A 25,688-nucleotide genomic window follows, 5' to 3' on the forward strand; every position below is an offset into this window, starting at 1 on the left:
TAAAATACAGAATCAAGCATAAAAAAACCGCCTTTAAGGCGGTTTTTTTATGCTTGAACCTTTTTTTACGGCCAAGGCTAATTTTTACATGTATTAGCTGCCGTGGTGTAACACAGCATAAGTAGCATCACTTGACACTGACCAATCGGTATTACTTGAGTTGCTCATGCAACAACTTCAGAATGCTGCTCGCTACTGCCTGACTAACCGGCGTATTGTCTTCATTCAATATGGAAACTTTACTGGTGCTGGTACCCGTTTCTTTAACCAGAATATGATATCTGGCGGCCTTGGCATCTGTATTATCTTTGTTTCTCCAGAACATGATTCCTGACAAAATACCTTCGTCATCTCCTTTCTTCTGACTGTCAGTATCCGGATTAACATATCGCACAAAATATATACCGTCTATACGATTACGATCTTCAACCGTAAAACCAATACGGTCCAGCGCCAGCCCGACACGCCGCCATGACCGATCAAACGCTTCATTGACAATCAGGGTATTACTGCTTTCTCTATCGATATACGCTTTGTCCTGTGTGTTGCCGCCGGTCGAAGCCAGCTCAAATCTGGCACGCTCTTCTTCTACACCGAAACGCATCATCAAACGTGACAACATTTCCGCTTCCAGGTCCGGGTCGGCTGGGCGTGGTTGCCAGATCGTACGATTCGCACCACCTGATTCCAAAATCTCATCCATACCACGGTGACTGATATAGACTTCTGTCGTACCCATTTCAGTTCGTTCGAGTCGAGTACGGAATTTATCGCGCTCTGCCGTCGAATAAATGCTATCCAGAACTGTGGAAAGAATACTTCGAATAAAATCCTGAGGTATTTTGGCACGGTTTTCAGCCCAGTCCGTTTCCATAATACCTGCTTCAGGTATCTCCAATTTTATGAGAAAGCCCAGTTCCTGCCAGAACTCTTTAATCACAGGCCAGACGACCTCAGGCGGCTGAGGAACAACCAGCCAACGTTGTGTTCCGGCGCGTTCAACATGAACGTTCTGAATCGATATCGGCAATAAGGAGGAAGTGCCCGTACCCGGTTGAATACCGCGTTCATTGTTATATGTAGAAAAAGTCGTGCTACCTGAAGCTGTATCCGGTATGGTATAACGTTCATCAATCGTGGGCGCAATCAAATCAGGCGGCACATCCAGTGGGGGCAATTTGCCAGCAGACTTGTAATCTATCTGTTTTTGCTCAGGAAACAAAGTACAGCCGGAAACTGCCATCAGAAACATCATGATTATTAAATAAATGAATCCATGTTGCCACCGCATTTTTGACATTCTACTCCTTTGAATCTTAACTCTGCGCCGAATCCATCGCTTCCTTCACAAGCTGATGGTACTGACTGGATAAAGGGGTTAGAGGCAATCGAAGTCCAGTGCCAATTAGCGCCATCTGGGCAACTGCCCATTTAACCGGAATCGGGTTTGCTTCCACAAACAAATCGGTATGCAGGCGCATAAGTTTATTATTAATCGTCCGTGCAGTTTCAAGATCACCTGCCGCTGCCGCCACACACATTTCATGCATCAGCCGCGGTGCCACATTAGCGGTTACCGAAATAACACCATGTCCACCCAGCAACAGCAACGCCAACGCACTGATATCATCACCACTCAGCACCAGAAAATCTTTTGGAGCGCGGCGCAACAAATCACTTCCACGTCCCATATCACCCGTTGCATCTTTGATACCGATGACATTGGGAATCTGTGCTAACCGCAAGGTGGTTTCATTGGCTATATCGGCCACGGTTCTACCCGGCACATTGTATAGTATATGCGGTATATCTACTGCCTCGGCAATCGCTTTGAAATGCTGATACAGCCCTTCCTGGGTCGGTTTGTTGTAATAGGGTGCAACAGACAGACAAGCGTCAACACCGGAATCTTTTGCGTAAACTGATAAATCGATTGCTTCCCTTGTTGAATTTGCACCTGTGCCGGCAATGATGGAAATACGTCCGGCAGCATGATCAACCGCGGTGCGCATTAATAAGTGATGTTCTTCAAAGTCGACAGTGGGAGATTCACCAGTCGTACCCACTACGACGATACCATCTGTATGCTGTTCAACATGGAAATCAATAAGGGCACGAAAGCGTTCCAGGTCTAATTTGCCATCTTCATGCATCGGTGTCACAATGGCAACAAAGCTACCTTTAAACATGACTATCTATCCAGTGAAAATTATCTATTTTACCTGAATCTGGTCTCACAGAAGTGTTTTCCCGACGCATACAACCATAATATTTCGAAAAAAATCTTATGAAATTTGCTGCCGCCGGGAATCAGAAACAACTCTATTTCGTGAAAACGATCCTCACAAAACGAATAATCGAGATTTCACAAACCGGGTCTGCCGGCAGCCTGTCGACTATTCTGTCTTGGAAAATTGCATGAGATCGTTGGCATAATCAACCATGATGGTATCTTTCGCTGCAAACTGACCCTCCAGAATTTCCTTCGCCAACGGATTCTCAATCTGCGCCTGAATAGCCCGCTTAAGCGGGCGTGCACCAAAAACAGGATCAAATCCGACTTGAGACAGTTCGGCCAGAGCTGCGTCACTGACGTGCAAATGCATCTCCAATGCCGCCAGTCTTTTTTCAAGATACTGTAACTGTATCCGTGCAATGGATTTGATATGCTTCTCATCCAACGCGTGAAAAACAACCACTTCGTCAATACGATTAACAAATTCCGGACGAAAATGGATTTTTACTTCACCCATCACTGCATCCTTAATTGCCTGGTAATCCTGACCATGCATTTCCTGAATCATATGTGAACCCAGATTGGATGTCATGACTATAACCGTATTTTTGAAATCAACGGTTCGACCTTGACCATCCGTCATGCGGCCATCATCCAATACTTGCAGCAGCACGTTGAAAACGTCTGGATGCGCTTTTTCCACTTCATCCAGAAGAATAACTGCATAAGGCTTTCTGCGGACAATTTCCGTCAAATATCCGCCTTCTTCATAACCGACATAACCCGGCGGAGCACCGATCAAACGCGCCACAGAATGTTTTTCCATAAACTCTGACATATCAATGCGTATGAGATGATCTTCTGCATCAAACAGAAAGTTGGCTAACGCCTTACACAATTCGGTTTTGCCCACTCCGGTCGGACCTAGAAACAAAAATGAGCCATATGGACGATTGGGATCAGCCAAACCAGCACGTGAACGGCGTATTGCATCTGAGATCAACCGCACGGCCTCATCCTGTCCTACCACACGCTCATGCAGTTTTCCCTCCATGAGTAATAATTTCTCCCGCTCGCCTTGCATCATTTTAGACACCGGTATGCCAGTGGCGCGCGAAACGACTTCGGCTATTTCTTCCGCACCGACTTGTGTGCGAAGTAGTCGGGGTTTCTCAGTTTCGGGTTTCTGCTTTGAGCTTTCCTGTGATTTGAGCTGCGACTCCAGCTGTGGCAAGCGCCCGTACTGCAATTCAGACACTTTCTGCCAGTCGCCTTTCCGGGTTGCGGTTTCTATTTCCAGTTTGACTTTTTCAATTTCTTCCTTGATATGCTGGGAACCCTGTATATGAGATTTTTCCGTTTTCCAGATTTCTTCCAGATCGGCATATTCGCGTTCTTTCTGTTTGATTTCCTCTTCCAGCAGTTGAAGGCGTTTAATAGAAGCCTCATCCTGCTCTTTTTTAATGGCTTCCCGTTCAATCTTGAGTTGTATCAAGCGCCGATCCAACCTATCCAGTGCTTCCGGCTTGGAATCAATTTCCATACGGATACGGGCGGCCGCCTCATCGATCAAGTCAATCGCTTTATCCGGCAAAAAGCGATCCGTAATATAACGATTGGATAATTCGGCAGCAGCAACTATGGCCGGATCGGTAATATCGACACCATGATGCACTTCATATTTCTCTTGCAAGCCGCGTAAAATGGCAATAGTGGCCTCGACGGTTGGCTCCTCGACCAAAACTTTTTGAAATCTTCTTTCCAGCGCAGCATCCTTTTCGATATATTTCCGGTACTCATCCAAAGTAGTAGCGCCCACGCAGTGTAATTCACCTCTTGCTAAAGCGGGTTTGAGCATATTACCGGCATCCATGGCACCTTCTGCCTTACCGGCACCGACCATGGTGTGCAGCTCATCGATAAAGACAATGGTGTTACCTTCATCCTGCGCCAACTCCTTCAGCACCGACTTCAGGCGTTCCTCGAATTCGCCGCGATATTTGGCGCCTGCAAGCAACGCGGCCATATCCAGCAACAGCACCCGTTTGTTTTTCAGGCTCTCGGGTACTTCGCCATTGATAATCCTTTGTGCCAGGCCTTCCACGATGGCGGTTTTTCCCACACCGGGCTCACCGATCAAAACGGGATTATTTTTCGTGCGCCGCTGTAGTACCTGGATGGCGCGACGAATCTCATCATCACGACCTATTACGGGATCCAACTTTCCCTGCCGGGCACGTTCGGTCAGATCAAGCGTATACTTTTTAAGCGCTTCACGACTGCTTTCCGCTTCAGCAGAATTGACTTGCTCACCACCACGCACTGCAATTATCGCTTGCTCCAGTGACGCATAACTGGCGCCATACTCTTTCAGCAGCGCGCCTGTCTCACCTTTATCTTTGAGGGATGCCAGCAAAAACATCTCTGAAGCAATAAACTGGTCTCCATGTTTTTGCGCTTCCTTGTCTGCCAGATTAAGCAGATTTGCCAGATTCCGAGACAGATTAACTTCGCCACCAGTACCTTCAATCTTGGGCAAACGCTGAATATTACTTTTCAAAGCATCGCGCATTGGTACAACATTCGCGCCGCTGCGCTGCAATAGAGAAGCAGTTGTGCCGTCTTCCTGTTGTAACAAGGCAAGCAGCAAGTGACTCGGTTCAATATAAGCATGATCCTGCCCAACTGCGATACTTTGCGCATCGGCCAATGCCTGCTGAAATTTTGTTGTTAATTTGTCAAAACGCATTAAATTCTCCCGTAGTAAGTCACTGTTCACTACGTGGGGGAATACGTTAAAATTTCAACCTAGTCTAAGGTTCGAAGTTCTTACGCAACCCCAGCAGCCGATTTATTATGTGGCAGTTGATTTGACTGGTTCTGTACCGCCAATTCATTCAATGTCTGTGTATTTTCCGCGTACCGATCAAATGCAGCGAGTCTTCTTTACTTTGATTGTAAAAATGCCATTTTCGTATCAACGCCATGATAACCGACATAAATAATCCAAATAATACGACGACGACATATATATGTACTTCAAAGAAAATCAGTAGCGCATAAAAAGATAGCATCGCCAGTATGCTCAGATTTTCATTAAAATTCTGCACAGCAATTGAATGTCCAGCGCCCATTAAAATATAGCCACGATGCTGTAATAAAGCGTTCATAGGCACCACAAAAAACCCAGCCATGCTTCCAATCAATATTAATAGGAATACTGCGATCCACAGATCATGAACAAGGATCATGAGCATCACTACCAGGCCTGTTGCAAAGCCTAACGGAATAACAGATAACGATTGTTTTAGCGACACCATCCGTGCCGCCATTACAGCACCTATCGCAATTCCCAGCGCCACAACACCTTGTAGCTGTGCCGCTTTATTCAGCGGATAGTCAAGCGCTACTTCAGCCCATTTTATAACGATAAACTGCAATGTAGCGCCCGCACCCCAGAACAAGGTTGTTACGGCAAGCGAAATCTGCCCAAGTTTGTCTGTCCAAAGCAACTTCACACAGTGAGAAAACTCATGAACCAGATAAACCGGGTCCTTCCTCGGAATACGATGATCAATACCGGTATTGGGAATAAACAGATTAAAAATAGCTGCGACTAAGTAAATGGCAGCAACTATAAAGATACTGACTGCTACCGCTGTATTCATCAATGGAAAATCAAACGCGAGTAATGCCTGTGAAACAGCCGGGGTAATTAAAATACCTCCCAACATAGTACCCAGCACAATTGAAGCCACCGTCAATCCTTCTATCCAGCCATTGGCAATAACCAATTTTTCCGGCGGCAACAACTCAGTCAGTATGCCGTATTTAGCAGGCGAATAGGCTGCAGCACCCAGCCCGACAACGGCGTAAGCCGCCAGCGCAGAATACTGATGCATTGCAAAAAACAATAAACCACAACCCAGAATTTTGATTGTATTGCTGATAAACATGACCCGACCCTTAGGCATGGAATCTGCAAAAGCACCCACGAAAGGCGCAAGAATGACATAAAACAAAACAAAAACAAACTTGAGCAGTGGCGTCAGAAAAGCGGGCGCATGGAGATCTATCAATAATGCAATTGCAACAACCAGCAACGCATTATCCGCAAGGGAGGAGAAAAATTGCGCAGCCATAATGGTATAAAAACCGCGATTCAAGTTGTTTCCTCTCAGAATTTTATTATTTTTTTAAGTACGCAATTACTAAGTTAGTGGATTTATACCATGAAATGATAACAATACGTACTCCATAAGCTGTCAAAACTCTATAATTGTCCCAAAGGAAGAAAAATTATCCAAAAAAATACTTATATGAAAACTTAAATTCGAAAATCAGGGAATATAGATTATCATAGAGGACACTTGTTTCGCGATTATTGCAGACAAATCAAATTGAGCAAAACCAGAAAATCAAACTTGAAAAAAGATGAAAATGCGCCACCAGCGGACACCGGGCCACAAACAAAGAAAATGATGAAAAAGCGTAGTTTACACGCTGCAACCAGATAAGAATTTAGACAACTTGTTTATGATCAATAAATAACTGAATGTCCATTGAACTTGACAGACACTGAAATATTGTTCAAAAACCGAACAAATTGATCGTTTCGAAACAAAAAAGTAACAATGCTAAAAATTCCTGCAAACTGAAAGAAATCTGATGTCACGCCCTATTCAAGCTTATATCGACCTAGCAGCTTTAACGCACAATCTGTCAATAGCACGTCAACATGCGCCTAAGGCACGCATCATGGCAGTTATCAAAGCAAATGCATATGGACATGGATTGTTACACACGGCACATGCACTAAGCGATGCAGACGGCTTTGCATTTCTTGAGTTGGAGGCAGCCATATGCTTGCGTGACGCCGGATTTCGACAACCCATGCTCTTGCTTGAAGGTTTTTTTTCCCCTCAGGAACTGGCTTTATTAGAGAAGTACAAATTAAGCACAGTCGTGCACCACGATGAGCAGGTCACCATGTTATCAAACTGTAAACATCACGGACTGAATGTTTTTCTAAAAATAAACACTGGCATGAATCGTTTAGGGTTTGCACCTGATCAGTTTCCCGCTGCTTTTGAAAAGCTGTCGAGTAATCCGGCCATATCACAAATTACAGTAATGACACATTTTGCAACGGCTGATGGCGCAATCGACAATGAAGTTTTTAAGCATCAATTACAAATTTTCAATCAAATCTCCCGATATCACCCAAAACCCCTCTCACTCGCTAATTCCGCAGCGATTATCCGCTACCCGCAAACGCACCGGGATTGGATACGCCCCGGCCTGATGTTATACGGCGTTTCTCCTTTTACCGAACAAACTGCAACGGATTTAAAATTAAAGCCAGTAATGACCTTAGTCAGCAAAATTATCGCCATTCACCAGCTTAAAAAAGGAGATACGGTGGGCTATAGTGGCAATTTCAAGGCTGACAAACCCATGCGCATCGGAATCGTTGCCTGTGGTTATGCAGATGGATACCCACGTCACGCGCCGACGGGCACGCCTATATTAGTGAATAATCAAAGATGTCGGTTAATCGGCAAGTTATCAATGGACATGCTTGCGGTCGATCTGACCGAAACAAATCATGTTCATCTCAACAGTCCGGTAACGCTTTGGGGACAAGGTTTACCGGTTGAAGAAATTGCGCAGGCAGCAAATACAATTAGCTATGAACTACTCTGTACACTATCTACACGAGTAGAAATGGTCGTTATAAAAAACGACTTTCAGTACCAGTCTACTCGTGTTTATCAAGCATAAAATAATTTATTCTACTTTTGCTTTACCGCGCAACTCCTGCACATAAGCTGCAAATTCACGTTGCAATACACGTTGTTGAATATTCTGTTTCACTTCTTCGTACGGTGGCACATCCATTGGGCGCGTATCAATGAGTTCAATGACATGCCAGCCAAAAGAAGTTTGCACAGGTGCATCGGTCAATTGTCCTTTCTGAAGTTTTGACAAAGCCTCGGCAAAAGGTCTGACATAGGCCGCAGACGGGCTCCAGTTGAGTTCACCACCACTCATTTTACTGCCTTCATCAATTGATTTTTCTGCAGCAATCTTAGCGAAATCACCACTTCTTTTTAAGTTAGCGATTATATCTCTGGCTTCGCTTTCATTTTCCACTAGAATATGACGTGCCTTATATTCCTTGTCGCCCATTTGCACTTTCAGCATCTCATATTCTCGCTTCAATGTATCTTCACCAACCGCATTGTTTTTGATGTAATCAGCCTGCAATGCTCGTATTAAAGCGGCCTGTCTGGCGATCTCTAATTGAGCGATAACATCGGGATCTCTATCCATCCCTTTTTTAATTGCTTCTTGCGCCAGGATTTCTTCCGTAATCAGATTTTCTCTTAAGGCCTTTCTTAACTCAGGCCCATCTTCCTGGCCTTGAGCACCGCTTGCTTTAACCATTAAATCCAGACGTGACTGAGGAATCGGCACACCATTTACTGTCGCCATTGTTCCTGCTGACTGAGCCTGAACCGTCATAGCCATAAAACCGAAAGAACCAATGATTAAAAGTTGCGATAATTTAGTCAAACGCATGAAATTTCCTTTTTGTCTAATTTGGATAAAATGTCGCCGGTAAGTATACGCTTTAATACAACAAATACACAACAAGCGTCATGACTATTCGGGGAGCACTTTCTTGAAAGGCTTAACGGTCACATGACTATAAACGCCTGCCGTCATATAAGGGTCAGCATCGGCCCACATTTGTGCGGCCTGTAATGACTCAAATTCCGCCACGATCAGGCTACCAGAAAAACCAGCCGGCCCAGGATCTGCACTGTCTATTAAAGGATAGGGCCCAGCCAATAATAAACGTCCTGCTTCCTGCAATTGTTTTAGTCGTTCCAGATGAGCCGGTCGTGCTATCATCCTGCGGTCTAGGCTATCAGGCACATCCTCTGCGTTAATAACATATAACATCTTAATCCTTGTCTGTTCTATTTTCAATTTTCTCTTGAAGTGGCTGATCTTTTGCAACGACCTTATTTTCAGACGCTTCTGGGACAAATGTATTTAAATATTTATTTAACATTGCGATTTGTAAAACTACAAAAACCAACATCAAGCCCATCGAACCAAACAGTTTGAATGTAACCCAGCTGTCTACCGAAAAGTTAAAAGCAATGTAAAGATTAATACACCCCATAAACATGAAAAAAGCAATCCAGCTTATATTGAGCTTTTGCCACACCAGAGACGGCAGTACCATCTGCTTTCCCAGCATCGTGCGAATCAGGTTCTTTCCAAAAATTTGACTGGATATCCATAAGATAATGCCGAGCAACCAGTAAAGCACGGTCGGTTTCCACTTTATGAATAATTCGTCCTGAAAAACCAGCGTAGCACCGCCAAAAAGAATAATCACAGCCAGACTGATCCACATCATGTTATCAACCTGGCGGTGTCGATACCAGACCCAACCTATTTGCACAAAAGTTGCCATGATAGCAACGGCAGTCGCCACAAAAATATCATAGGCCTTAAAAGCTATAAAAAAAACTATAACCGGAAATAAATCAAATAAAAATTTCATAGTCAGAAAAACAGAAAATTCCCGTCACGCAAGAACAGGTGGCAACTTTGCCACCAGATCGTTTTTATCCATAATTGCTTTCCCTAATAACGCAAAGCCCAGCAAGCAACCGGTATCATCGTAAAAAAGTGCTTTCACACCATCGTCATTCGATTCAACCTGCCAAACACCTGCTTTATCCGCATCCGGCGGCGAGACAACCGTGGAACAGGCCGGAGTTTTAACCAAAACAGGCATAGCAGGATAGCGCACAGGCGTTGGATTTCCAGCCAAAGTCGCCGCCAAGGCACGCGCGGCATGTGTAATAGGCATAACGAAAGGCAACACCTTACCAGCCACCTCTGCGCAATCACCCACAGCATAGATATGCGCATCGTTCGTCTGCAGCAGTTGATCGACTACAATTCCGCGATTAATTTGCAAACCGGCTTCCTGAGCCATCTTGGTGCGCGGTTTTAATCCTACCGAAGATAGAACAATATCCGCCCGGATTGTTTTACCATTCGCCAGAGTCAAACACAATTGATTATCAATCTGTTCAACTGACTGCGTCGATGTATCGAAATGAAATACCACACCGACCGCCTCCAGTTTTTGTTTTAAATAAGCACCCGCTGCAGGTGGTATCAATCGCCCTAAAGGTTGCGCAGCAATATCGACGACATCGACATGATAACCGGCTGATGCCAGATCATTTGCAAATTCACAGCCAATAAGCCCTGCTCCAATAATAGCTACTTTTTTCTTGCCAGCCAGTGCATCGCGAAAGTGTTTGTAATCGTCAACATCATTAACCGTAAAAACTTTCGATACACCATTTCCTTGCAAAGGCAACCTTACCTGATCGGCACCAATGGCCAAAACAAGATTGCCATAGGACAACTGCTCATTATTTTTCAGTATAACTGTACGGTTTGTTTTATCAATTGCGACGACGCGTGTATATGTACGAATGGATACATTCAACTGAGAAGCCATTTTTTCCGCATCACCATTGATAATAGACTCGGGCGTTTTTCCGGTTGCCAATGCATTGGACAGCATTGGCTTGGAGTAAAAACCACCATGATCGGCTGAAAGCAACAGAAGTGGTTGATCGGCATCCAATCTTCGCAACTCTCGTGCTACAGCGTAGCCGGCAAGCCCACTCCCGACAATTACTACTGGGTGATTCATATCCTAAATCTCCACCATTTCGAAGTCCGCTTTATTCACACCACAATCAGGACAGGCCCAACTTTCCGGGATATCCTCCCAGCTTGTTCCTGCCTTGATACCATGCGCGGGATCACCAACCGCCTCATCATAAATAAAACCACATATATTACATTGATATTTTTTCATTTTATTTTATGTATCTCTTAAATTGATTTCTCAGATAATTGTTAAATCAAAATGACATATATAAAACCGCTTATTAATCAACGGAGCGGATATTTTTGCCGAAAGAATTCTACCTCCAACCCCAAAAAATGTATAAATAAAAAATGCACGCTCAGAAAAAATCATAATCTGAGCGTGCATTTTTTTCTTAATTTACATGAATAAAATCGTCGGGATGCGAAAGAAAATTCTCAAAGTCTAGCGTATTCAGTTTAATCTTTTAATTCAACATCCTCGTTGTTAATCAAGCTATCACGGCGCTGCAAATACGCATCTCGCACAAATTCATATTTGTCCAGAGCCGCTTCTTCCAGGGTTTTATCGACGTCCAGCAATTGAGCACGTGCATCAATCGCCATTCCTGCTGCCACAGGCGTTCGAACTGCTGTATCGAGCACATCGATACTGTCTAAATAAATAATTGTGGTAACCGGGTGCGCGACCAACGTATCCACGCCGCGACCTACTGCATCTCGCACAGTACTCGGTCCTAAAAAGGGAATGACCAGATAAGGACCGCTGGCTACACCATAACGCCCCATGGTTTGGCCGAAGTCCTCGTTACGTTTACTGATATTAAGATCACTTGCTTGACTGATATCACTGGCTATATCAATTGCACCAAACAAGCCGAATGTTGTGTTAATCAGAAACCGTGTCGCGCTGACAGCTGCACTCTCAAAATTAAGCTGCAAAATCGAATTTGCTGTCACCACGACATCGTTTGCATTTGAAAATACATTGCCTACCACCATTTCAATGGGATCAGGAACGAATCGCCGGTAATTTCTAGCAACAGGTTCCATGATATTTTCATCTATTATTTCATTGAAATTAAAAACAGCACGATTCATCGACTCGAAGGGATCCTCCTGACTATTATTCATTGAGGCACAACCCATCAGAAAAATGCTGAAGGACAACAGTAAAATAATTTTATATTTTGCAAGATATTTCATATTTAATTTATTTTTTTGATTGTTACATGACATGTTGCCATATTTACAAGACAGGTTCAATAAAAGATAGCTTTATTTATACCACCTTAATAAGCGTGATGCTTGACCAGAAACATAAGGTTAATTCCTCAATCTGGAAATTTTGTAACGGCAAATCAGCAACAAACTATACTTCAAAGTCTCCCTGATCAAACAAATCAAAATCCGAAACAATTCACCCATTTAATATAGTAATTAAAAAAAATTTGTACACTGATTTAACTGCAACAACAAATCAAAACCCCCTGAGATTATTGTCTACTCTGTGATGCTTAAGCTTATTGCTTATACGCTTTTTACTGTATTATCAAACCTAAAATCATAGAAAGACCAGGAGACAACGTAATGCAATTTATCGATTATAGAAAATGGTTATTTTTGGTAATTTTTCTCCCGTTTATAACGAGCTGCGCACCCATGGTTGCGGTTGGTGTTGGCGCGGGCGCGGGTACGGGTGCAATAGTGTCGGAAGATCGCAGAACCAGCGGTATTTTCATTGAAGACGAATCCATCGAATTAAAAAGTTCAAGGCGCATTTACGAACAATTAGGCAATCAAGTGCACATTAATGTGACCAGTTTTAATCGTATTGTTCTTCTGACTGGTGAAACACCCAGTGAAACGATGAAAGAAGAAGCCACCCGACTGGTCCGAAGTATTCAAAATGTACGTAATGTGATCAATGAAATCACGGTTGGAGAAAAAAGTTCGTTAGCTTCCCGCAGCAAGGACACTTTTATCACATCCAAAGTGAAAAGCCGTTTCTTGGCTTCGCGCAAATTCCAGATCAATCATATCAAAATCTTAACAGAGAAAGGTGTCGTGTTCTTGCTCGGCATGGTGAGGCGCGATGAAGCCGATAACGCCGCAGAAATTGCGAGTTCCACTTCCGGTGTTTCTAAAGTGGTCAGAGTTTTTGAGTATCTTGATTGATGATATTCGCTGATACTTACTTCACAGTCAATTGGCGTCTAATTTTCACAGTATTCACCACCCGAACATAATCGAAATGCTGCCCGCTGAACTGGTATCAACATTAAACAAAACACTTACACCTGATCAATTTTACACAGATCCCGTAGATTGTTACACCTACGCCTATGATAACAGCCGCAAAGTGTTTCCACCGCAGGCAGTTGTTTTTCCATTAACCGCCGATGAAGTGCAAACAATCGTTTCCCTGTGCAATCAATACAAAATACCGCTGATTCCGCGAGGACGCGGCACCGGTACATCTGGCGGCAGCTTACCCGAACAAGGCGGTATTGCGCTATCTTTGGAGCGCATGCTAAATATCATTTCGGTTGATGTCGCCAACCGCGTCATCGTTACCGAGCCCGGCGTGCTGAATCAAACCGTTCAGGATACCATAAAACCACACGGCTTCTTCTGGCCCCCGGACCCTTCCAGCGCGATGTATTGCAGCATCGGTGGCAATATTGCCACCAGCGCCGGCGGTCCACATGCAGTGAAATATGGCACGACACGCGATCATGTACTTGGACTCAAAGCCGTTACCGGAGCAGGTGAAGTAATCAAAACAGGTTGCTATACTACCAAAGGAGTAGTCGGTTACGACCTAACACGACTACTCATTGGTTCAGAGGGCACATTGGCCGTCATCACAGAAGCCACATTAAAACTCACCGCTTTGCCGAGCGCCGTAGCTGGCATTACGGCGCATTTCCGTGATTTAAAAGGCTGCGTTTCCGCGATCACACAGATTATGTCATTGCCGCAACTCCCCAGCGCATTGGAATTTCTGGATTCCGGATCATTGAACCTGATACGCAATCGCTATCCCGACATGCTTCCGCACAGCGCGAATGCCATGCTGATGATTGAAGTAGACGGCACTGAAAGTGAAATTGCAAAAACCATTACCGTTATTCTGACTGCCTGTAAAACAGACGGTCTGATACAAGCCAGTCAGGCTGAAAACATTGCCGCGCTCTGGAAGGCGCGCAAAGCCCTATCACCCTTACTGCGTGAAATTGCCCCCAAAAAAATTAACGAAGATGTTGTTGTGCCCGTCAGCTCGCTGCCTGAATTCTTAAATGAGCTTACGCGTCTCAGCAGTCAATATCAGATTGCCAATGTTAATTTCGGCCATGCCGGCAACGGCAACATCCATGTTAATCTGCTCATCAATCCAGATGACACCGACGAAGCCACCCGCGCAGAACAATGTTTAGATAAAATTTTTGATCTGGTGATTCGTCTGAACGGCACCTTGTCCGGTGAGCATGGCATCGGCAGCGAAAAACGAGCTTTTATAAACAAGGAAATTGATCAACCGACACTTGCGCTAATGAAAAATATTAAATTACTTTTCGACCCCAATAATATCCTGAACCCAGGAAAACTCTTTCCGTAGCAGAATCAACATATCCATAGCATGTTTTAATTGGCCTTTCTCAGGTTCACGTTCTATAATTCAAATACATAAATATATAAAATTATAAGAAAACTTTGAGACACCTGTTTTTCGTTGCTTTGGCTAAAAACAAGCAACGCAACCAAAATAGCCTGCAACAATATGAATTCTAACCTTAATCATCTGCAGCCCTATCCATTTCAAAAACTGCGAAAATTATTTGACGGCATAAAACGTAACTCTGCACTCACGCCCATTGATCTGCATATAGGCGAACCCAAACATGCTACGCCGGATTTTATACGTCAGGCTGCTATTGATCATCTGGGAGGACTTGCCAATTATCCAACGACACAGGGCACGCCTGCATTGCGCTGCAGTATTGCAGACTGGCTGATGCGCCGGTTTCATTTATCAAGGATCAACCCGGATACTCAAGTTATACCCGTGAACGGCAGCCGGGAAGCGTTGTTTTCTTTTGCACAGGCCATGATTGACGCATCTGCAGCCCATCCACCCTTTGTCGTATGTCCTAATCCTTTTTATCAAATCTATGAAGGTGCCGCTTTGCTCGCCGGTGCCACACCGAAGTTTATCAATACAACAGCGGATAATGATTTCAGACTGGACTGTTCTCAGCTAGCAGACGACATTTGGTCGCGCACACAGCTAATTTATGTCTGCAGCCCTAACAATCCAACAGGCAACGTCATGACGCTGGATGAATGGCACCAATTATTCGAATTATCTGACCGACATGGTTTTGTCATCGCTGCTGACGAATGTTATTCTGAAATTTACTTTGATGAACACAAACCGCCGCTCGGCGCACTGGATGCCGCACAGCAACTGGGTCGCATGGAATTTCCGCGCCTAGTCGTGTTCAACAGCCTGTCCAAGCGCTCCAATGTACCCGGTCTGCGTTCTGGATTTGCAGCGGGCGATGCCCAGATATTGGAAAAGTATTTAATATATCGCACCTATCATGGTTGCGCCATGAATCCCGTATCGCAGGCAGCCAGTATCGCCGCATGGAAAGATGAAACACATGTCGCAGCAAATCGGCGCATGTATTTAGAAAAATTTTTAAAGGTAACTGCTCTATTATCAAAAATTATGCCAAAACAAATGCCTGTGCAGATGCCGGACGCTGGTTTTTATCTTTGGCTCAACACCCCAGTCGCTGATACGGAATTCACCAAACTGCTATATCGTGACTATAATGTCACCGTGTTGCCGGGCAGTTATCTGGGGCGCGCTGTGCGCGGCATCAATCCTGGCGAAAATTATGTGCGCATTGCCCTTGTCGCTTCGCTGGACGAATGCATCGAGGCGGTTAATCGGATAATTGGCTTGTTGGAAAAGCTGGCCAGTCCGAACACAACGAATCTAAAATAACATCTATCTAGAATTTAGGAAAAATTATGAAAGAATTACAGACCACTATCGAAGAAGCATTTGACCGTCGCGCCGAAATCACTCCGCGCAATGTTGGCGCCAATCTTAAGGAATCCGTTGCGCAGGTTATAAATATGCTCGATAGTGGCAAACTCCGCGTTGCTGAAAAGATTGACGGCGATTGGATAACACATCAGTGGATCAAAAAAGCCGTGCTGCTATCCTTCCGCATTGAAGATAACAGTTTTATCAAAGGCGGGTTTTCCAATTATTACGACAAAGTACCCTCTAAATTTGCAGACTTCAGTTCACGCGATTTTCGTGATGGCGGTTTTCGCGTTGTCCCTCCGGCCGCTGTACGCAAAGGCGCATTTATTGCCAGCAATGTTGTATTAATGCCTTCCTATGTCAATATTGGCGCCTACGTGGATGAAGGCACGATGGTCGATACCTGGGCAACAGTGGGCTCTTGTGCCCAAATAGGCAAAAATGTACATTTGTCGGGCGGCGTAGGGATCGGGGGCGTATTGGAACCTATACAGGCCAATCCAACCATCATAGAAGACAATTGTTTTATTGGCGCGCGCTCTGAAATCGTCGAGGGCGTTATCGTTGGCGAAAATTCAGTCATTTCAATGGGCGTTTATATCGGACAAAGCACGAAGATATACAACCGTGAAAACGGAGAAGTGACTTACGGACGCATACCTCCCGGTTCTGTTGTCGTATCAGGCAGCCTGCCATCGACTAATAAAGAATATAGCCTCTACTGTGCTGTCATTGTAAAACAGGTAGACGCAAAAACCCGTTCCAAAACAGGAATCAATGAATTACTGCGTGGAATTTAATAAATAGACTTGTTGATTCGGTTGCACGATTGAATTTCAGACTTCCCCGTCTGAAATCAGGCGGGGAAGTCTGAAATTAATCATCGAGATCTATTTCTTATCGAACAATCACCTGGTTGTCGACATCTTTGACGCCATCTACCATCCAGGACAGCATGTTGATGCGCGTAATATGATGATTATTAGTCACCGTTCCCGTCAATAACACTTTGCCGTCATCAACCTTAATTTCTACATCGCTGCCTTGTAAATCAGGATCGGTATTGACTGCATAAGCGATTCGCGCATAGATCGTCGAATCATCATAATCAATACCTTTAGGTGCCTCTATCCAGGACTCATGCGTTCTTTCCGCATAGTTCTCACACCCGGTCAAAACAAACACCGACATGAACAAAATAGCAGGTGTTGTTAATTTACATAGATTAAACATAAACTTATTTCCTATCTGAGTTATCTCTAAAAAATGCCGACATAGTATGTTTCTATATAATTTTAGGCTCCAACCGCTTCGGTCTCATATTTTTCCCGTCATTTGTGAACTGCATTATTATTTTCGCCAATCTATTTGCGTAAATAACTAAATGTATAGCGAATCATAACGCCACTGTAGCGCGATCGACAATACAAGACAATACAAAAAGAGGAACAGGAAATCACAGACTCGACAACGAAGAAGAAAAGGAGGAAAAATAGGCTTACGGACTGACGAAATCTACCTAAATCATGATAAGGCAATTCAATCTACATGCAAAAAACTCAATAGCAGGTGCTGAAATTTAATTACGTTTGCAGTTTAAGTACTTAAAATTGGCTCAAATACGCATTTACCCATCTAAATCCACTTTTTGCCATCACTGCTTCGTTTCCAACAAATCTCAGCAACCTGTCAATGCTTGAATTGCAATAAATTTATAACTCAGGTATTCAGAATTCATGATAAAAGAAAACATTACAGTTCACTTTTCAATCATTCCCACTACCTTTAATTTTATTCTTCTTCTGCATCTCTTGGACTGGTATCAAAATCAGCTGCATCGTAAGCTGATGGTGTGGGTTTATCCATCAGGTGCCCATCAGGCGTTCTTCTGGGTTCACTGCATGCACTCAAAACAAACACAGCAAAAAAAACTACTAATAATGAATATTTCATACTATCTCCTAGTGATATGTTGTTTAAATATACAAAAATGTTAATTAGAAACCGGATTAACAGTCAATGTACAGTGTTTCAAAAAAATGAATACACCATATTGACAGTCATCAAGAACATCCGGCATTGAAATCTGTTGGTATTCTCATTTCATTCTTGACTTTTGTGCCTATATCTACAGTAAGCAAGAAAGAACATACTCGGTCGGACAAATCACTTCCCAAACAATCGAATTCAACGACTTCATATTTACGCATTATACTGCGTAACCAGGTCAGTTGTCGCTTGGCAAGTTGCCGTGTTGCTGCAACGCCCATGTCAGACAATTCTTGCAAATTGATTTCTTTTTCCAGATAAAGCCAGGCCTGCCGATAACCGACACAGCGCATTGACGGCATCTCGGGTCCTACAGCAAACTTCTTGCGTATCAATGACACCTCATCTACCAGCCCCTGCCGCAGCATGTTTTCAAAACGTATTGCAATACGCTGATGCAATCGGCTGCGGTCTGATGGCTTCAGAACCAGTTTGATTGTTCGGTATGGCAAATCAATTTTTCGTGGCGCCCTGAGTATTTCAGACATGGGGCGGGATGTTAACATGCAGACTTCCAAGGCACGCTGAATACGCTGGCTGTCTGTGGGCTTGATTCGGGCAGCGCTTTCAGCATCCACTTCGCGCAATTTTTCGTGCATGGCTGGCCACCCCAATTTTTTCGCATCGCTTTCAATCACTGTGCGCAATTGGCCATCTGCTGCCGGCAACACAGAAAGCCCGTCCAGCAGCGCCTGAAAATAAAGCATGGTACCACCCACCAATAGCGGTATTCTGCCGCGCTGGGTAATGTCACGCATAACATCCAGAGCATCTCTGCAAAACTGTGCTGCGGAATAATTCTCTGCTGGATCAATCAGGTTAATAAGGTGGTGCGGTATTCTGGCTACTGTTGCCTGATCCGGTTTGGCTGTACCGATATCCATAAAACGATAAACCTGCGCAGAATCAACACTGACAATTTCGACAGGAAATTGTTCGGCAATTTCCAAAGCAATCTGGCTTTTCCCACTGGCCGTTGGCCCCATGATAAAAATAGCAGGAGGCAGGTGATTGCCTTGCGCATTCTGCTTTGCAGCAGCATCCAACAAATTATCGTCTGTTTTTTTTGCAAACATGTAACATAATGATAAGATTATTGACCCTGATTATAGACTTTGCTGTTTTAGTTTAAACGTGACGACAAAACGTTTATTTATCTCATTGATTCGAATACTCCACAAAACAATTGACTCACGAAAGCATGAAACAACGTACCGTAAACTGCCCTCAATGCGGAAAATCAGTTGTATGGCATCAAAGCAATTTATTTCGCCCTTTCTGCTCTGAACGCTGTAAAACAATGGATCTTGCTCAATGGGCGCAGGAATCCTACCGTATTCCGGAAACAAAAAAAACTGCAGAAGATAACGAGCAGCAGTCCAACGATAAATAGAAAACACACAACACTACAAAACCAGTCTGTGTTTCAATAAATCTATATTCCATCTATGCCCCGCATCATGGCGACACCATGCGCACCCAGCTCCTGGGCGACCACCAGATCATCCAGTTTCAAACCACCCAGCGCATATACCGGCAACGGATAATGACGAATCAAAGCCGCGAACTTCTGCCATCCTAGCGGTTTTATTCCGGGATGACTCAAAGTCGGCAATACAGGGCCCAGTACCACAAAATCCAGGCCCAGCTTTTCAGCCTGATAAAGCTCCTCCACATTATGACAGGAAGCGCCGCACCAACCGTATTCCTGATCAGGGCGCTCAGGCAAAGTCATTAGTTGCGGCCCAGTCAAGTGCACACCATCAGCACCTAATTGACGGGACAATACCATATTGCTGTTCAGCAAAACCCGAGCATCAAAATCATGTGCGAGCCAGACGACTTTTTCTGAAAACAACCGCAGCGCCTTTTCATCCATTTCTTTTTCCCGAACCTGGATCAGGCGCAATCCGTTCCGAAAGGCCTGTTCGATCTGCTGTAACGAAGCCTCAACACCCTGTTGTGATGCATGTGTAATCGCATAAACCGATGGCAGCGACAACGCACGAAAAACTGGTGCGTTTGCCGGCAGAATAGGCGAGACCGTTATATTAACTGACGACTGCCAGGACAATTGTTGGCCTTCGCGCCCCCAGGGTTTTCCGTACCACTGTGTAATGCGAAAAAAATGCAAGCACACGGTTGCATGACTATAATTAAATATGCGTGTTATCCACGGGTCCGCTTTTTGAATCTGTATGCCGAGTTCTTCCTGCAACTCTCTGCCCAGGGCCTGTAATGGGGTTTCTTCAGCTTCCACTTTACCACCTGGAAACTCCCAATAACCGGCATAGGGCTTGCCTGCAGGACGGCATGTCAGTAAAAAATTGCCATCAGGTTGAGTAATCACAGCAGCAGCAACCGCCACCACCGTTGACGCATCAGTCGCGGTCATGCCCAAACCATTAGTTGACGCATTGCCGCCGGCCTGCGCAATCACGTGCAAACTGCCATGCCACCCGGCCACTGCGCGAGCCGCGAGCCAGCGCCCACTGCAGTGCTTCCAGTCGCGTCTTCGCATCCATTTCAGCAATACCAAAATCAGTCAGCCAATGGCTCACAATATTCAGGTATTGCGCCTGATCAAACGGATAAAAAGAAATCCACAGGCCAAAGCGTTCCGACAAAGCAATCTTCTCTTCTATCGTTTCACTCGGATGCACTTCTTCCCCCAAATGACGGGTATCGAGATTATCACGCATATACTCCGGCACCAGATGCCGTCGATTGGACGTCGCATAAATCAATACATTATCTGAAACGGTGGCAACGGAACCATCCAGCACGACCTTGAGCGCCTTATAGCCCGGCTCATCCGTTTCGAAAGACAAATCATCGCAAAATAAAATAAAACGCTCCGATCGTCGACGTATGACCGCCACGATATCATGCAAATCCACCAAATGTTGCTTTTCCACCTCGATCAGGCGCAGCCCATCGTTCGCGTACTGATTCAGCAGTGCTTTGATCAACGATGATTTACCCGTTCCACGCGCACCGGTCAACAGCACATTATTCGCGGAAAAACCCTGCACGAACTGACGGGTATTCTGATCAATCCGCTGCTTCTGCCCATCAATACCATGTAACGCATCAAGGTTGATCTGGTGCGGATGCAAAATTGGTTGAAAAAAACTCGTGTTACCTTGTCTGCGCCAATGAAACGCGACTCCGGTTTGCCAATCCGGCTCGGGTTGTTCAGCCGGCAGAAAATTCTCCAGACGGTCCAGAAGCCTGTCCGCACGATCACACAGTTTTTCTAGCTTATCCATAGTTATACTTAGAGACAATTCAGACGCCACCACATCTGAACCAAACAGATCAACTTCTATAATCTGCGTTTATCTTCACATAGTCGTAAGAAAAATCACAGGTCCATACGGTAGCCGATGCAGCACCACGATTCAACACGATTCGCACGACAATTTCAGATTGATTCATCACCTGCTGACCGTCCTCCTCCCGATACGCAAGCGCACGACCACCATTTTCAGCCACCAGGACATCACCGAGATAAAGTTGTATGCGAGTAACATCCAGATCATCAATACCCGCATAACCAATTGCCGCAAGAATTCTGCCGAGATTCGGGTCAGACGCAAAAAAGGCGGTTTTAATCAGCGGCGAATGCGCAACAGCATAAGCCACTTGTTTACATTCATTCACATGCTGTCCATCATCCACCTGTACGGTAATGAATTTGGTTGCGCCCTCACCGTCACGCACAATCATCTGCGCCAACGTTGCAGCAACCGCGGTCACCGTTGCCTGTAACTGCTTAAACGCCACGCTCTCCTGATCACAGATTTCAGCGTGATCTGCACAGCCCGTCGCCATCAATACGAACGCATCATTGGTTGAAGTATCACCATCGACGGTGATGCAGTTGAATGATTGATCTGCCACATTTCGCGCCATCCGCTGCAACATGGCTTGATTGATTTTTGCATCTGTTGCGATAAAGCCAAGCATGGTTGCCATATTCGGACGAATCATTCCCGAACCTTTAGCGATACCGGTAATCGTGATGGTTGCACCATTCAATTCAATTTGCTTGGATACACCTTTTGGCACGATATCGGTCGTCATAATCGCCTGCGCCGCAGCAAACCAATTATCCGGTTTAAGATCCACCAGCGCTGCCGGCAATCCTTTAATCAATCTATCAACCGGTAAAGGTTCCATGATGACACCTGTGGAAAACGGCAATACCTGACAGGGTTCACAGCCCAACAAGTCCGCCAGAGCCATACAAGTCGCACCGGTATGCTGCAAGCCAATTTCTCCGGTACCTGCATTTGCATTGCCAGTATTTACCATCAATGCATGCACAGAAGATTTTGCCAGATGTTCCTTCGCCACCACAACCGGCGCAGCGCAAAAACGGTTTTGTGTAAAAACACCAGCGACATGCGCATCCTTACTCAGCGTCATCACCAACAAATCCTTGCGATTGCTTTTTTTTATGCCGGCCTCAGCAATACCGAGCGATACGCCCGGTACCGGCAACAGATGTTCGGCAGATAAAGTGGGTATATTAACGGGCATAGTTATTCAGTCAGTCAGTCAGTCAGTCAGTCAGTCAGTCAGTCAGTCAGTCAGTCAGTCAGTCAGTCAGATAAAATATACTATGCTACCGTATCTTTATCCAGGATTTAGAAAAAAGTAATAATATTTTAGGCTTGCTTCTGCTTTCTCAGATCAGCTACTTACACCCTGCAAACAGAAATGGCCTCACTGCATTTCTGTTTCTGCATGTTTCATTGCGGCAAGTCGTCGGTCCAGCCATTGCTCAATATTCTTTATAATGGCATTTCTGCGCGGTTTTGTTAAAAACAAATGCTGATGGTAACGCAGCTCCGGCAACGCCAGATATGCATTGTCCTGATGATTATTCAGTGTAGCGTTGACAAAATCTTCGCTGCCCCATGCGGCGGTGATGGGGTCATGGGCCGAATAAATCAAATAATAAGGTGTGGCGAAATCATCCATATGACGACGAAATTGCACAATTTCACTTTCAATACCTTTTATATAACGCAATAAACTGCGGCGGATAATCCAGCCATCAGTTTGCAAGCGCGATCTTTCCTTCTCACTATCTGTCAGATAATCGACAACCCATTCAGGGGTGGTTGGGGTAAAAAAATACCGCAATCCCGGCCAGGAAAACACTTCGAATAATCCATCCAGTACCGGTACGGTCACCAGGGAAAGCATCTGATTGAAGACTAATAATGGCAGGGAATCATTTTGAGGATTCAGAAAATGTGTTTCAGCATGAAAAGACAGCTTGATCAGTGGTCCTGCCAACCAGCCACGCCAACCCGGCGGTTCGCTAACCGCAAAACCCGGAGCTTGTAATATAACGCCCTGTACGCGCCTGATCAAACTTTCTTCTTCCTTATCTTGCATCTGCAACAAATAAGAAGCGGTTATAAGAGATCCCAAGCTATGCGAGATTAGAAATACCGGTTTTTTTGATCCAACCTGCGCGTCACAGATCTGTATCGTTTTTTTAAGCGCGTAATCGAGGTCCCGGCGCATAAGTTCCAGATCGTAGAGTGGCACTTGCGCTAAGTAAGCCTGGCTGACATCTTGTCTGTCCACACCCGGATTAAGCGCTTTTTCTGCCTGTTGTAACACCGGATTAGACAAACCGTGTGCATAATAATCGAAACCGGCGACAAGAAATTGATTGGAGAAATGCCGCGCTACATCGCCGTAACGTCCGATATATTCATTCATCCCGTGAACGAGCAATATACAAGCTACCGGCGAGGTCGTTTCCAATGGCGACAATACCCGCAAAATCAACGGCGGATTATCACCAGACCTGGGGATACTGTATTCTTCTCCCCAGCGCGGATAAGGTTCACTGACATATTGCTGATGCATACAACCAGACAACAGGATCAGCAGCGGCAGGATAAACTTAAAATCAGCAATCTTGAATTTACAATAGGGTGTTGTCATATCTTCCAATCAAAGAGTTCCGACAGGGTATTCCAGGACCATAATGCGGCAATTGAAGTCACTGAAAACAGACAAGTCACAAAAAGAAAATGTTTCAAACGATTATTAGGCATGACTGGTACCTCAATCAAGTTTATCTAGTAACAACTGTAGTGTTTTTAGCGTAATTTGCACATCGTTTATTGCTAGATGGGAAAATAGTTGTTTGATTGTTTCTTCATCTTTTTGCAAAACTGTGTCAAATAACGCACGTCCCCGTACACTGAGCATTATATGTGGAGAGCGTTTGTGACGCGGATTGCCCTGCGCGTCAACTAATCCTTGAGAAAGCAACGAATTAAGGTAGTCTGTACATACTGCCTGGATACCTTGTACTGCTCGGCAATTGCAGGAACCGACAGTTTTTTTGAGAATAAAGAAATTCCATTACCGCCCTATCCGCAACAGAAATTCCATAATCCTCAAGATTCTCACTTGATTGCTGTGCCAAAGCACGAAAAAGCCTGCGTATCAACCAGATAATCTGGTACAGCTCCTTTTCATTGGTTTCTGTCATTCACACACACTCAACAACAAAACAACAACTCACTTGTCATTAATTAAGGTGACAAGTGAGTTGTCAATATAAACAACCTAAATTCAGATCAATTAAAAAAAATCTGGTAATATCTTAAAAAATAGAATAAAAATTATCATGAATACAAAATGCACGAATTGCGGCAGCGACAGTTTTAGAAAGTCCCGCGTGCGTCCGCATGAAAACAAATTGAAAAAATTTTTCCTAAGACCCATACGCTGTCGCGTATGCGGCGGGCGTCAATGGATTCTCAATTCCAAATTTTTTTATACTGTTGCCGCTGTTTTGTTGATGATTATTGCACCTTTCTTAATTGACCGGCTTTTGGAAAGCACTGAAATAAATACCGCTTCATCCGCTAACGATTTTGCAGAGCTCCCTCATTTTCTGGCAAATCACAAGCAACCTGGCTCAATACAGCCTGATCACAGCAAGCAACAAGCTGAAGATAAAAATGCAGCAGTTTCCGATCACAATCCGCCACCTAACCAACATATCCATCAATTAAACCCGGATCCATTAACCGGATCCAGTGAAAACCGCCAAATGCTTATACAACTTTATCATGACAGAGCATTGAATGGTCATGCAGATGCACAGTATCAGCTCGGACTACTCTATTTGACCGGACGCCACACACTTCAAGATTTTGAAGAAGCCGCCAAATGGCTCAAGTTATCAGCGGAACAAGATTATGCATTGGCGCAATATGAATTGGGTATACTCTACCTGGACGGCTTGGCTTTTTCTGTCGATCTGGAGAAAAGCTACAAATGGTTAAACCTTGCAGCTGCAGCAGGTATTGATAAAGCAATTCTTGCGCGAGAAAATGTCACTCGAAAGTTATCCAATGAACAGCTTCTCAGGGCACAAAAAAAAGCACGCGAATGGCTGCACAATCGAGAAAATGAAATTAACGGACATACTGCAATAAACTAAAAACTGATATTTATATTACTTACGTTAGTACGATCATAGCATTAATATCTGTGCTTAACATTCTTGTCAAAAATTAAAAAAGCTCCGTTCCCTTCCACTGCATCTGGCAGTGTAGTTTGGCA

At 44.5% G+C, this 25,688-nt stretch carries 25 protein-coding genes; 7 read left to right on the forward strand and 18 right to left on the reverse strand.

The features are described from left to right. Positions 1-151: 151 nt before the first annotated feature. The 4 genes from bamC to lplT form a co-directional block, all read right to left on the reverse strand. The gene (gene bamC, locus C8R11_RS06835; protein WP_244907585.1) at positions 152-1,300 is read right to left on the reverse strand and encodes an outer membrane protein assembly factor BamC; all 1,149 of its coding nucleotides are present in this window, start codon (positions 1,298-1,300) and stop codon (positions 152-154) included. Positions 1,301-1,316: 16 nt separating this feature from the next. Beyond that, complete coding sequence (dapA, locus tag C8R11_RS06840; RefSeq protein WP_107795064.1) at positions 1,317-2,189, reverse strand: 4-hydroxy-tetrahydrodipicolinate synthase; 873 nt, start codon at positions 2,187-2,189, stop codon at positions 1,317-1,319. A 207-nt stretch (positions 2,190-2,396) separates the two neighbouring features. After that, a complete protein-coding gene (gene clpB / locus C8R11_RS06845) occupies positions 2,397-4,985 on the reverse strand; it encodes an ATP-dependent chaperone ClpB (protein ID WP_107795065.1) in 2,589 nt (862 codons plus the stop codon). A gap of 148 nt (positions 4,986-5,133) precedes the next feature. Further along, positions 5,134-6,402, reverse strand: a complete 1,269-nt coding sequence (lplT, locus tag C8R11_RS06850) for a lysophospholipid transporter LplT (RefSeq protein WP_107795066.1) — start codon at positions 6,400-6,402, stop codon at positions 5,134-5,136. 502 nt (positions 6,403-6,904) lie between these two features. Here lplT and alr point away from each other — a divergent pair. Further along, positions 6,905-8,020, forward strand: coding sequence for an alanine racemase (alr, locus tag C8R11_RS06855; RefSeq protein ID WP_107795067.1), 1,116 nt, complete (start codon positions 6,905-6,907; stop codon positions 8,018-8,020). A gap of 6 nt (positions 8,021-8,026) precedes the next feature. Here the strand turns inward: alr and C8R11_RS06860 are convergent, their stop codons facing one another. The 6 genes from C8R11_RS06860 to C8R11_RS06885 all read right to left on the reverse strand — a co-directional run bounded on the left by C8R11_RS06860 (position 8,027) and on the right by C8R11_RS06885 (position 12,163). Beyond that, positions 8,027-8,821, reverse strand: a complete 795-nt coding sequence (locus C8R11_RS06860; RefSeq protein ID WP_107795068.1) for a peptidylprolyl isomerase — start codon at positions 8,819-8,821, stop codon at positions 8,027-8,029. A gap of 84 nt (positions 8,822-8,905) precedes the next feature. After that, on the reverse strand, positions 8,906-9,208 hold the full coding sequence (locus C8R11_RS06865) for a YciI family protein (protein ID WP_107795069.1): 303 nt from the start codon (positions 9,206-9,208) through the stop codon (positions 8,906-8,908). A gap of 1 nt (position 9,209) precedes the next feature. After that, entirely contained in the window at positions 9,210-9,821 is a 612-nt protein-coding gene (locus C8R11_RS06870) for a septation protein A (protein WP_107795070.1), read from the reverse strand. 24 nt (positions 9,822-9,845) lie between these two features. Continuing rightward, positions 9,846-10,997, reverse strand: coding sequence for an NAD(P)/FAD-dependent oxidoreductase (locus C8R11_RS06875; RefSeq protein WP_107795071.1), 1,152 nt, complete (start codon positions 10,995-10,997; stop codon positions 9,846-9,848). 3 nt (positions 10,998-11,000) lie between these two features. Next, a complete protein-coding gene (locus C8R11_RS06880; protein ID WP_090696987.1) occupies positions 11,001-11,165 on the reverse strand; it encodes a rubredoxin in 165 nt (54 codons plus the stop codon). A 251-nt stretch (positions 11,166-11,416) separates the two neighbouring features. Further along, entirely contained in the window at positions 11,417-12,163 is a 747-nt protein-coding gene (locus tag C8R11_RS06885; RefSeq protein WP_090697153.1) for an MlaA family lipoprotein, read from the reverse strand. A 384-nt stretch (positions 12,164-12,547) separates the two neighbouring features. Between C8R11_RS06885 and C8R11_RS06890 the strand changes: the two genes are divergently transcribed. The 4 genes from C8R11_RS06890 (at position 12,548) to dapD (ending at position 16,825) form a co-directional block, all read left to right on the forward strand. After that, entirely contained in the window at positions 12,548-13,135 is a 588-nt protein-coding gene (locus C8R11_RS06890; protein WP_107795072.1) for a BON domain-containing protein, read from the forward strand. 76 nt (positions 13,136-13,211) lie between these two features. Then, entirely contained in the window at positions 13,212-14,579 is a 1,368-nt protein-coding gene (locus C8R11_RS06895) for an FAD-binding oxidoreductase (protein ID WP_107795073.1), read from the forward strand. Between the two features lie 162 nt (positions 14,580-14,741). Then, positions 14,742-15,977, forward strand: coding sequence for a succinyldiaminopimelate transaminase (dapC, locus tag C8R11_RS06900; protein WP_107795074.1), 1,236 nt, complete (start codon positions 14,742-14,744; stop codon positions 15,975-15,977). Between the two features lie 26 nt (positions 15,978-16,003). Further along, positions 16,004-16,825, forward strand: a complete 822-nt coding sequence (gene dapD, locus C8R11_RS06905; protein WP_107795075.1) for a 2,3,4,5-tetrahydropyridine-2,6-dicarboxylate N-succinyltransferase — start codon at positions 16,004-16,006, stop codon at positions 16,823-16,825. A 97-nt stretch (positions 16,826-16,922) separates the two neighbouring features. Here dapD and C8R11_RS06910 read toward each other — a convergent pair whose 3' ends face one another. The 3 genes from C8R11_RS06910 to miaA all read right to left on the reverse strand — a co-directional run bounded on the left by C8R11_RS06910 (position 16,923) and on the right by miaA (position 19,060). Then, entirely contained in the window at positions 16,923-17,258 is a 336-nt protein-coding gene (locus tag C8R11_RS06910; RefSeq protein ID WP_090696996.1) for a BON domain-containing protein, read from the reverse strand. A gap of 558 nt (positions 17,259-17,816) precedes the next feature. Then, positions 17,817-17,978, reverse strand: a complete 162-nt coding sequence (locus tag C8R11_RS16130; protein ID WP_170841559.1) for a hypothetical protein — start codon at positions 17,976-17,978, stop codon at positions 17,817-17,819. A 110-nt stretch (positions 17,979-18,088) separates the two neighbouring features. Next, entirely contained in the window at positions 18,089-19,060 is a 972-nt protein-coding gene (miaA, locus tag C8R11_RS06915) for a tRNA (adenosine(37)-N6)-dimethylallyltransferase MiaA (RefSeq protein WP_244907594.1), read from the reverse strand. Positions 19,061-19,275: 215 nt separating this feature from the next. On the opposite strand from miaA, the gene C8R11_RS06920 reads away from it, so the two are divergent. After that, positions 19,276-19,467, forward strand: a complete 192-nt coding sequence (locus tag C8R11_RS06920) for a DNA gyrase inhibitor YacG (RefSeq protein WP_090696999.1) — start codon at positions 19,276-19,278, stop codon at positions 19,465-19,467. Between the two features lie 42 nt (positions 19,468-19,509). Here C8R11_RS06920 and C8R11_RS06925 read toward each other — a convergent pair whose 3' ends face one another. The 5 genes from C8R11_RS06925 to C8R11_RS06950 form a co-directional block, all read right to left on the reverse strand. Beyond that, the gene (locus tag C8R11_RS06925; RefSeq protein ID WP_342352461.1) at positions 19,510-20,595 is read right to left on the reverse strand and encodes a Nudix family hydrolase; all 1,086 of its coding nucleotides are present in this window, start codon (positions 20,593-20,595) and stop codon (positions 19,510-19,512) included. Further along, positions 20,480-21,346, reverse strand: a complete 867-nt coding sequence (locus C8R11_RS06930; protein ID WP_107795077.1) for an ATP-binding protein — start codon at positions 21,344-21,346, stop codon at positions 20,480-20,482. Before C8R11_RS06930 ends, C8R11_RS06925 begins: the two co-directional genes overlap by 116 nt. Positions 21,347-21,395: 49 nt before the next feature. Next, a complete protein-coding gene (argJ, locus tag C8R11_RS06935) occupies positions 21,396-22,622 on the reverse strand; it encodes a bifunctional glutamate N-acetyltransferase/amino-acid acetyltransferase ArgJ (RefSeq protein WP_107795078.1) in 1,227 nt (408 codons plus the stop codon). Positions 22,623-22,808: 186 nt separating this feature from the next. Beyond that, positions 22,809-24,050: a serine aminopeptidase domain-containing protein gene (locus C8R11_RS06940; protein WP_107795079.1), complete on the reverse strand. Its 1,242-nt coding sequence runs from the start codon at positions 24,048-24,050 to the stop codon at positions 22,809-22,811. 337 nt (positions 24,051-24,387) lie between these two features. Next, positions 24,388-24,606, reverse strand: a complete 219-nt coding sequence (locus C8R11_RS06950; protein WP_107795081.1) for a hypothetical protein — start codon at positions 24,604-24,606, stop codon at positions 24,388-24,390. A gap of 138 nt (positions 24,607-24,744) precedes the next feature. Between C8R11_RS06950 and C8R11_RS06955 the strand changes: the two genes are divergently transcribed. Then, a complete protein-coding gene (locus tag C8R11_RS06955) occupies positions 24,745-25,566 on the forward strand; it encodes a tetratricopeptide repeat protein (RefSeq protein WP_107795082.1) in 822 nt (273 codons plus the stop codon). The last annotated feature ends 122 nt before the right edge of the window (positions 25,567-25,688 follow it).

This window comes from Nitrosomonas aestuarii (genome assembly GCF_003046585.1).
Classification (GTDB): domain Bacteria; phylum Pseudomonadota; class Gammaproteobacteria; order Burkholderiales; family Nitrosomonadaceae; genus Nitrosomonas; species Nitrosomonas aestuarii.

Excerpts from the sequence above, each read along its gene's own strand:
- C8R11_RS06955 (WP_107795082.1), top strand. The coding sequence starts at position 24,745 with ATGAATACAAAATGCACGAATTGCGGCAGCGACAGTTTTAGAAAGTCC.
- C8R11_RS06870 (WP_107795070.1), bottom strand. The coding sequence starts at position 9,821 with ATGAAATTTTTATTTGATTTATTTCCGGTTATAGTTTTTTTTATAGCT.
- C8R11_RS06880 (WP_090696987.1), bottom strand. The coding sequence starts at position 11,165 with ATGAAAAAATATCAATGTAATATATGTGGTTTTATTTATGATGAGGCG.
- C8R11_RS06875 (WP_107795071.1), bottom strand. The coding sequence starts at position 10,997 with ATGAATCACCCAGTAGTAATTGTCGGGAGTGGGCTTGCCGGCTACGCT.
- C8R11_RS06890 (WP_107795072.1), top strand. The coding sequence starts at position 12,548 with ATGCAATTTATCGATTATAGAAAATGGTTATTTTTGGTAATTTTTCTC.
- C8R11_RS06930 (WP_107795077.1), bottom strand. The coding sequence starts at position 21,346 with ATGGATAAGCTAGAAAAACTGTGTGATCGTGCGGACAGGCTTCTGGAC.
- C8R11_RS06950 (WP_107795081.1), bottom strand. The coding sequence starts at position 24,606 with ATGACAGAAACCAATGAAAAGGAGCTGTACCAGATTATCTGGTTGATA.
- C8R11_RS06885 (WP_090697153.1), bottom strand. The coding sequence starts at position 12,163 with ATGAAATATCTTGCAAAATATAAAATTATTTTACTGTTGTCCTTCAGC.
- C8R11_RS06925 (WP_342352461.1), bottom strand. The coding sequence starts at position 20,595 with ATGCGAAGACGCGACTGGAAGCACTGCAGTGGGCGCTGGCTCGCGGCT.
- C8R11_RS06910 (WP_090696996.1), bottom strand. The coding sequence starts at position 17,258 with ATGTTTAATCTATGTAAATTAACAACACCTGCTATTTTGTTCATGTCG.
- dapA (WP_107795064.1), bottom strand. The coding sequence starts at position 2,189 with ATGTTTAAAGGTAGCTTTGTTGCCATTGTGACACCGATGCATGAAGAT.
- C8R11_RS06860 (WP_107795068.1), bottom strand. The coding sequence starts at position 8,821 with ATGCGTTTGACTAAATTATCGCAACTTTTAATCATTGGTTCTTTCGGT.
- miaA (WP_244907594.1), bottom strand. The coding sequence starts at position 19,060 with ATGGGGCCAACGGCCAGTGGGAAAAGCCAGATTGCTTTGGAAATTGCC.
- clpB (WP_107795065.1), bottom strand. The coding sequence starts at position 4,985 with ATGCGTTTTGACAAATTAACAACAAAATTTCAGCAGGCATTGGCCGAT.
- alr (WP_107795067.1), top strand. The coding sequence starts at position 6,905 with ATGTCACGCCCTATTCAAGCTTATATCGACCTAGCAGCTTTAACGCAC.
- bamC (WP_244907585.1), bottom strand. The coding sequence starts at position 1,300 with ATGTCAAAAATGCGGTGGCAACATGGATTCATTTATTTAATAATCATG.
- C8R11_RS06865 (WP_107795069.1), bottom strand. The coding sequence starts at position 9,208 with ATGTTATATGTTATTAACGCAGAGGATGTGCCTGATAGCCTAGACCGC.
- C8R11_RS06895 (WP_107795073.1), top strand. The coding sequence starts at position 13,212 with ATGCTGCCCGCTGAACTGGTATCAACATTAAACAAAACACTTACACCT.
- C8R11_RS16130 (WP_170841559.1), bottom strand. The coding sequence starts at position 17,978 with ATGAAATATTCATTATTAGTAGTTTTTTTTGCTGTGTTTGTTTTGAGT.
- C8R11_RS06920 (WP_090696999.1), top strand. The coding sequence starts at position 19,276 with ATGAAACAACGTACCGTAAACTGCCCTCAATGCGGAAAATCAGTTGTA.
- argJ (WP_107795078.1), bottom strand. The coding sequence starts at position 22,622 with ATGCCCGTTAATATACCCACTTTATCTGCCGAACATCTGTTGCCGGTA.
- dapD (WP_107795075.1), top strand. The coding sequence starts at position 16,004 with ATGAAAGAATTACAGACCACTATCGAAGAAGCATTTGACCGTCGCGCC.
- C8R11_RS06940 (WP_107795079.1), bottom strand. The coding sequence starts at position 24,050 with ATGACAACACCCTATTGTAAATTCAAGATTGCTGATTTTAAGTTTATC.
- dapC (WP_107795074.1), top strand. The coding sequence starts at position 14,742 with ATGAATTCTAACCTTAATCATCTGCAGCCCTATCCATTTCAAAAACTG.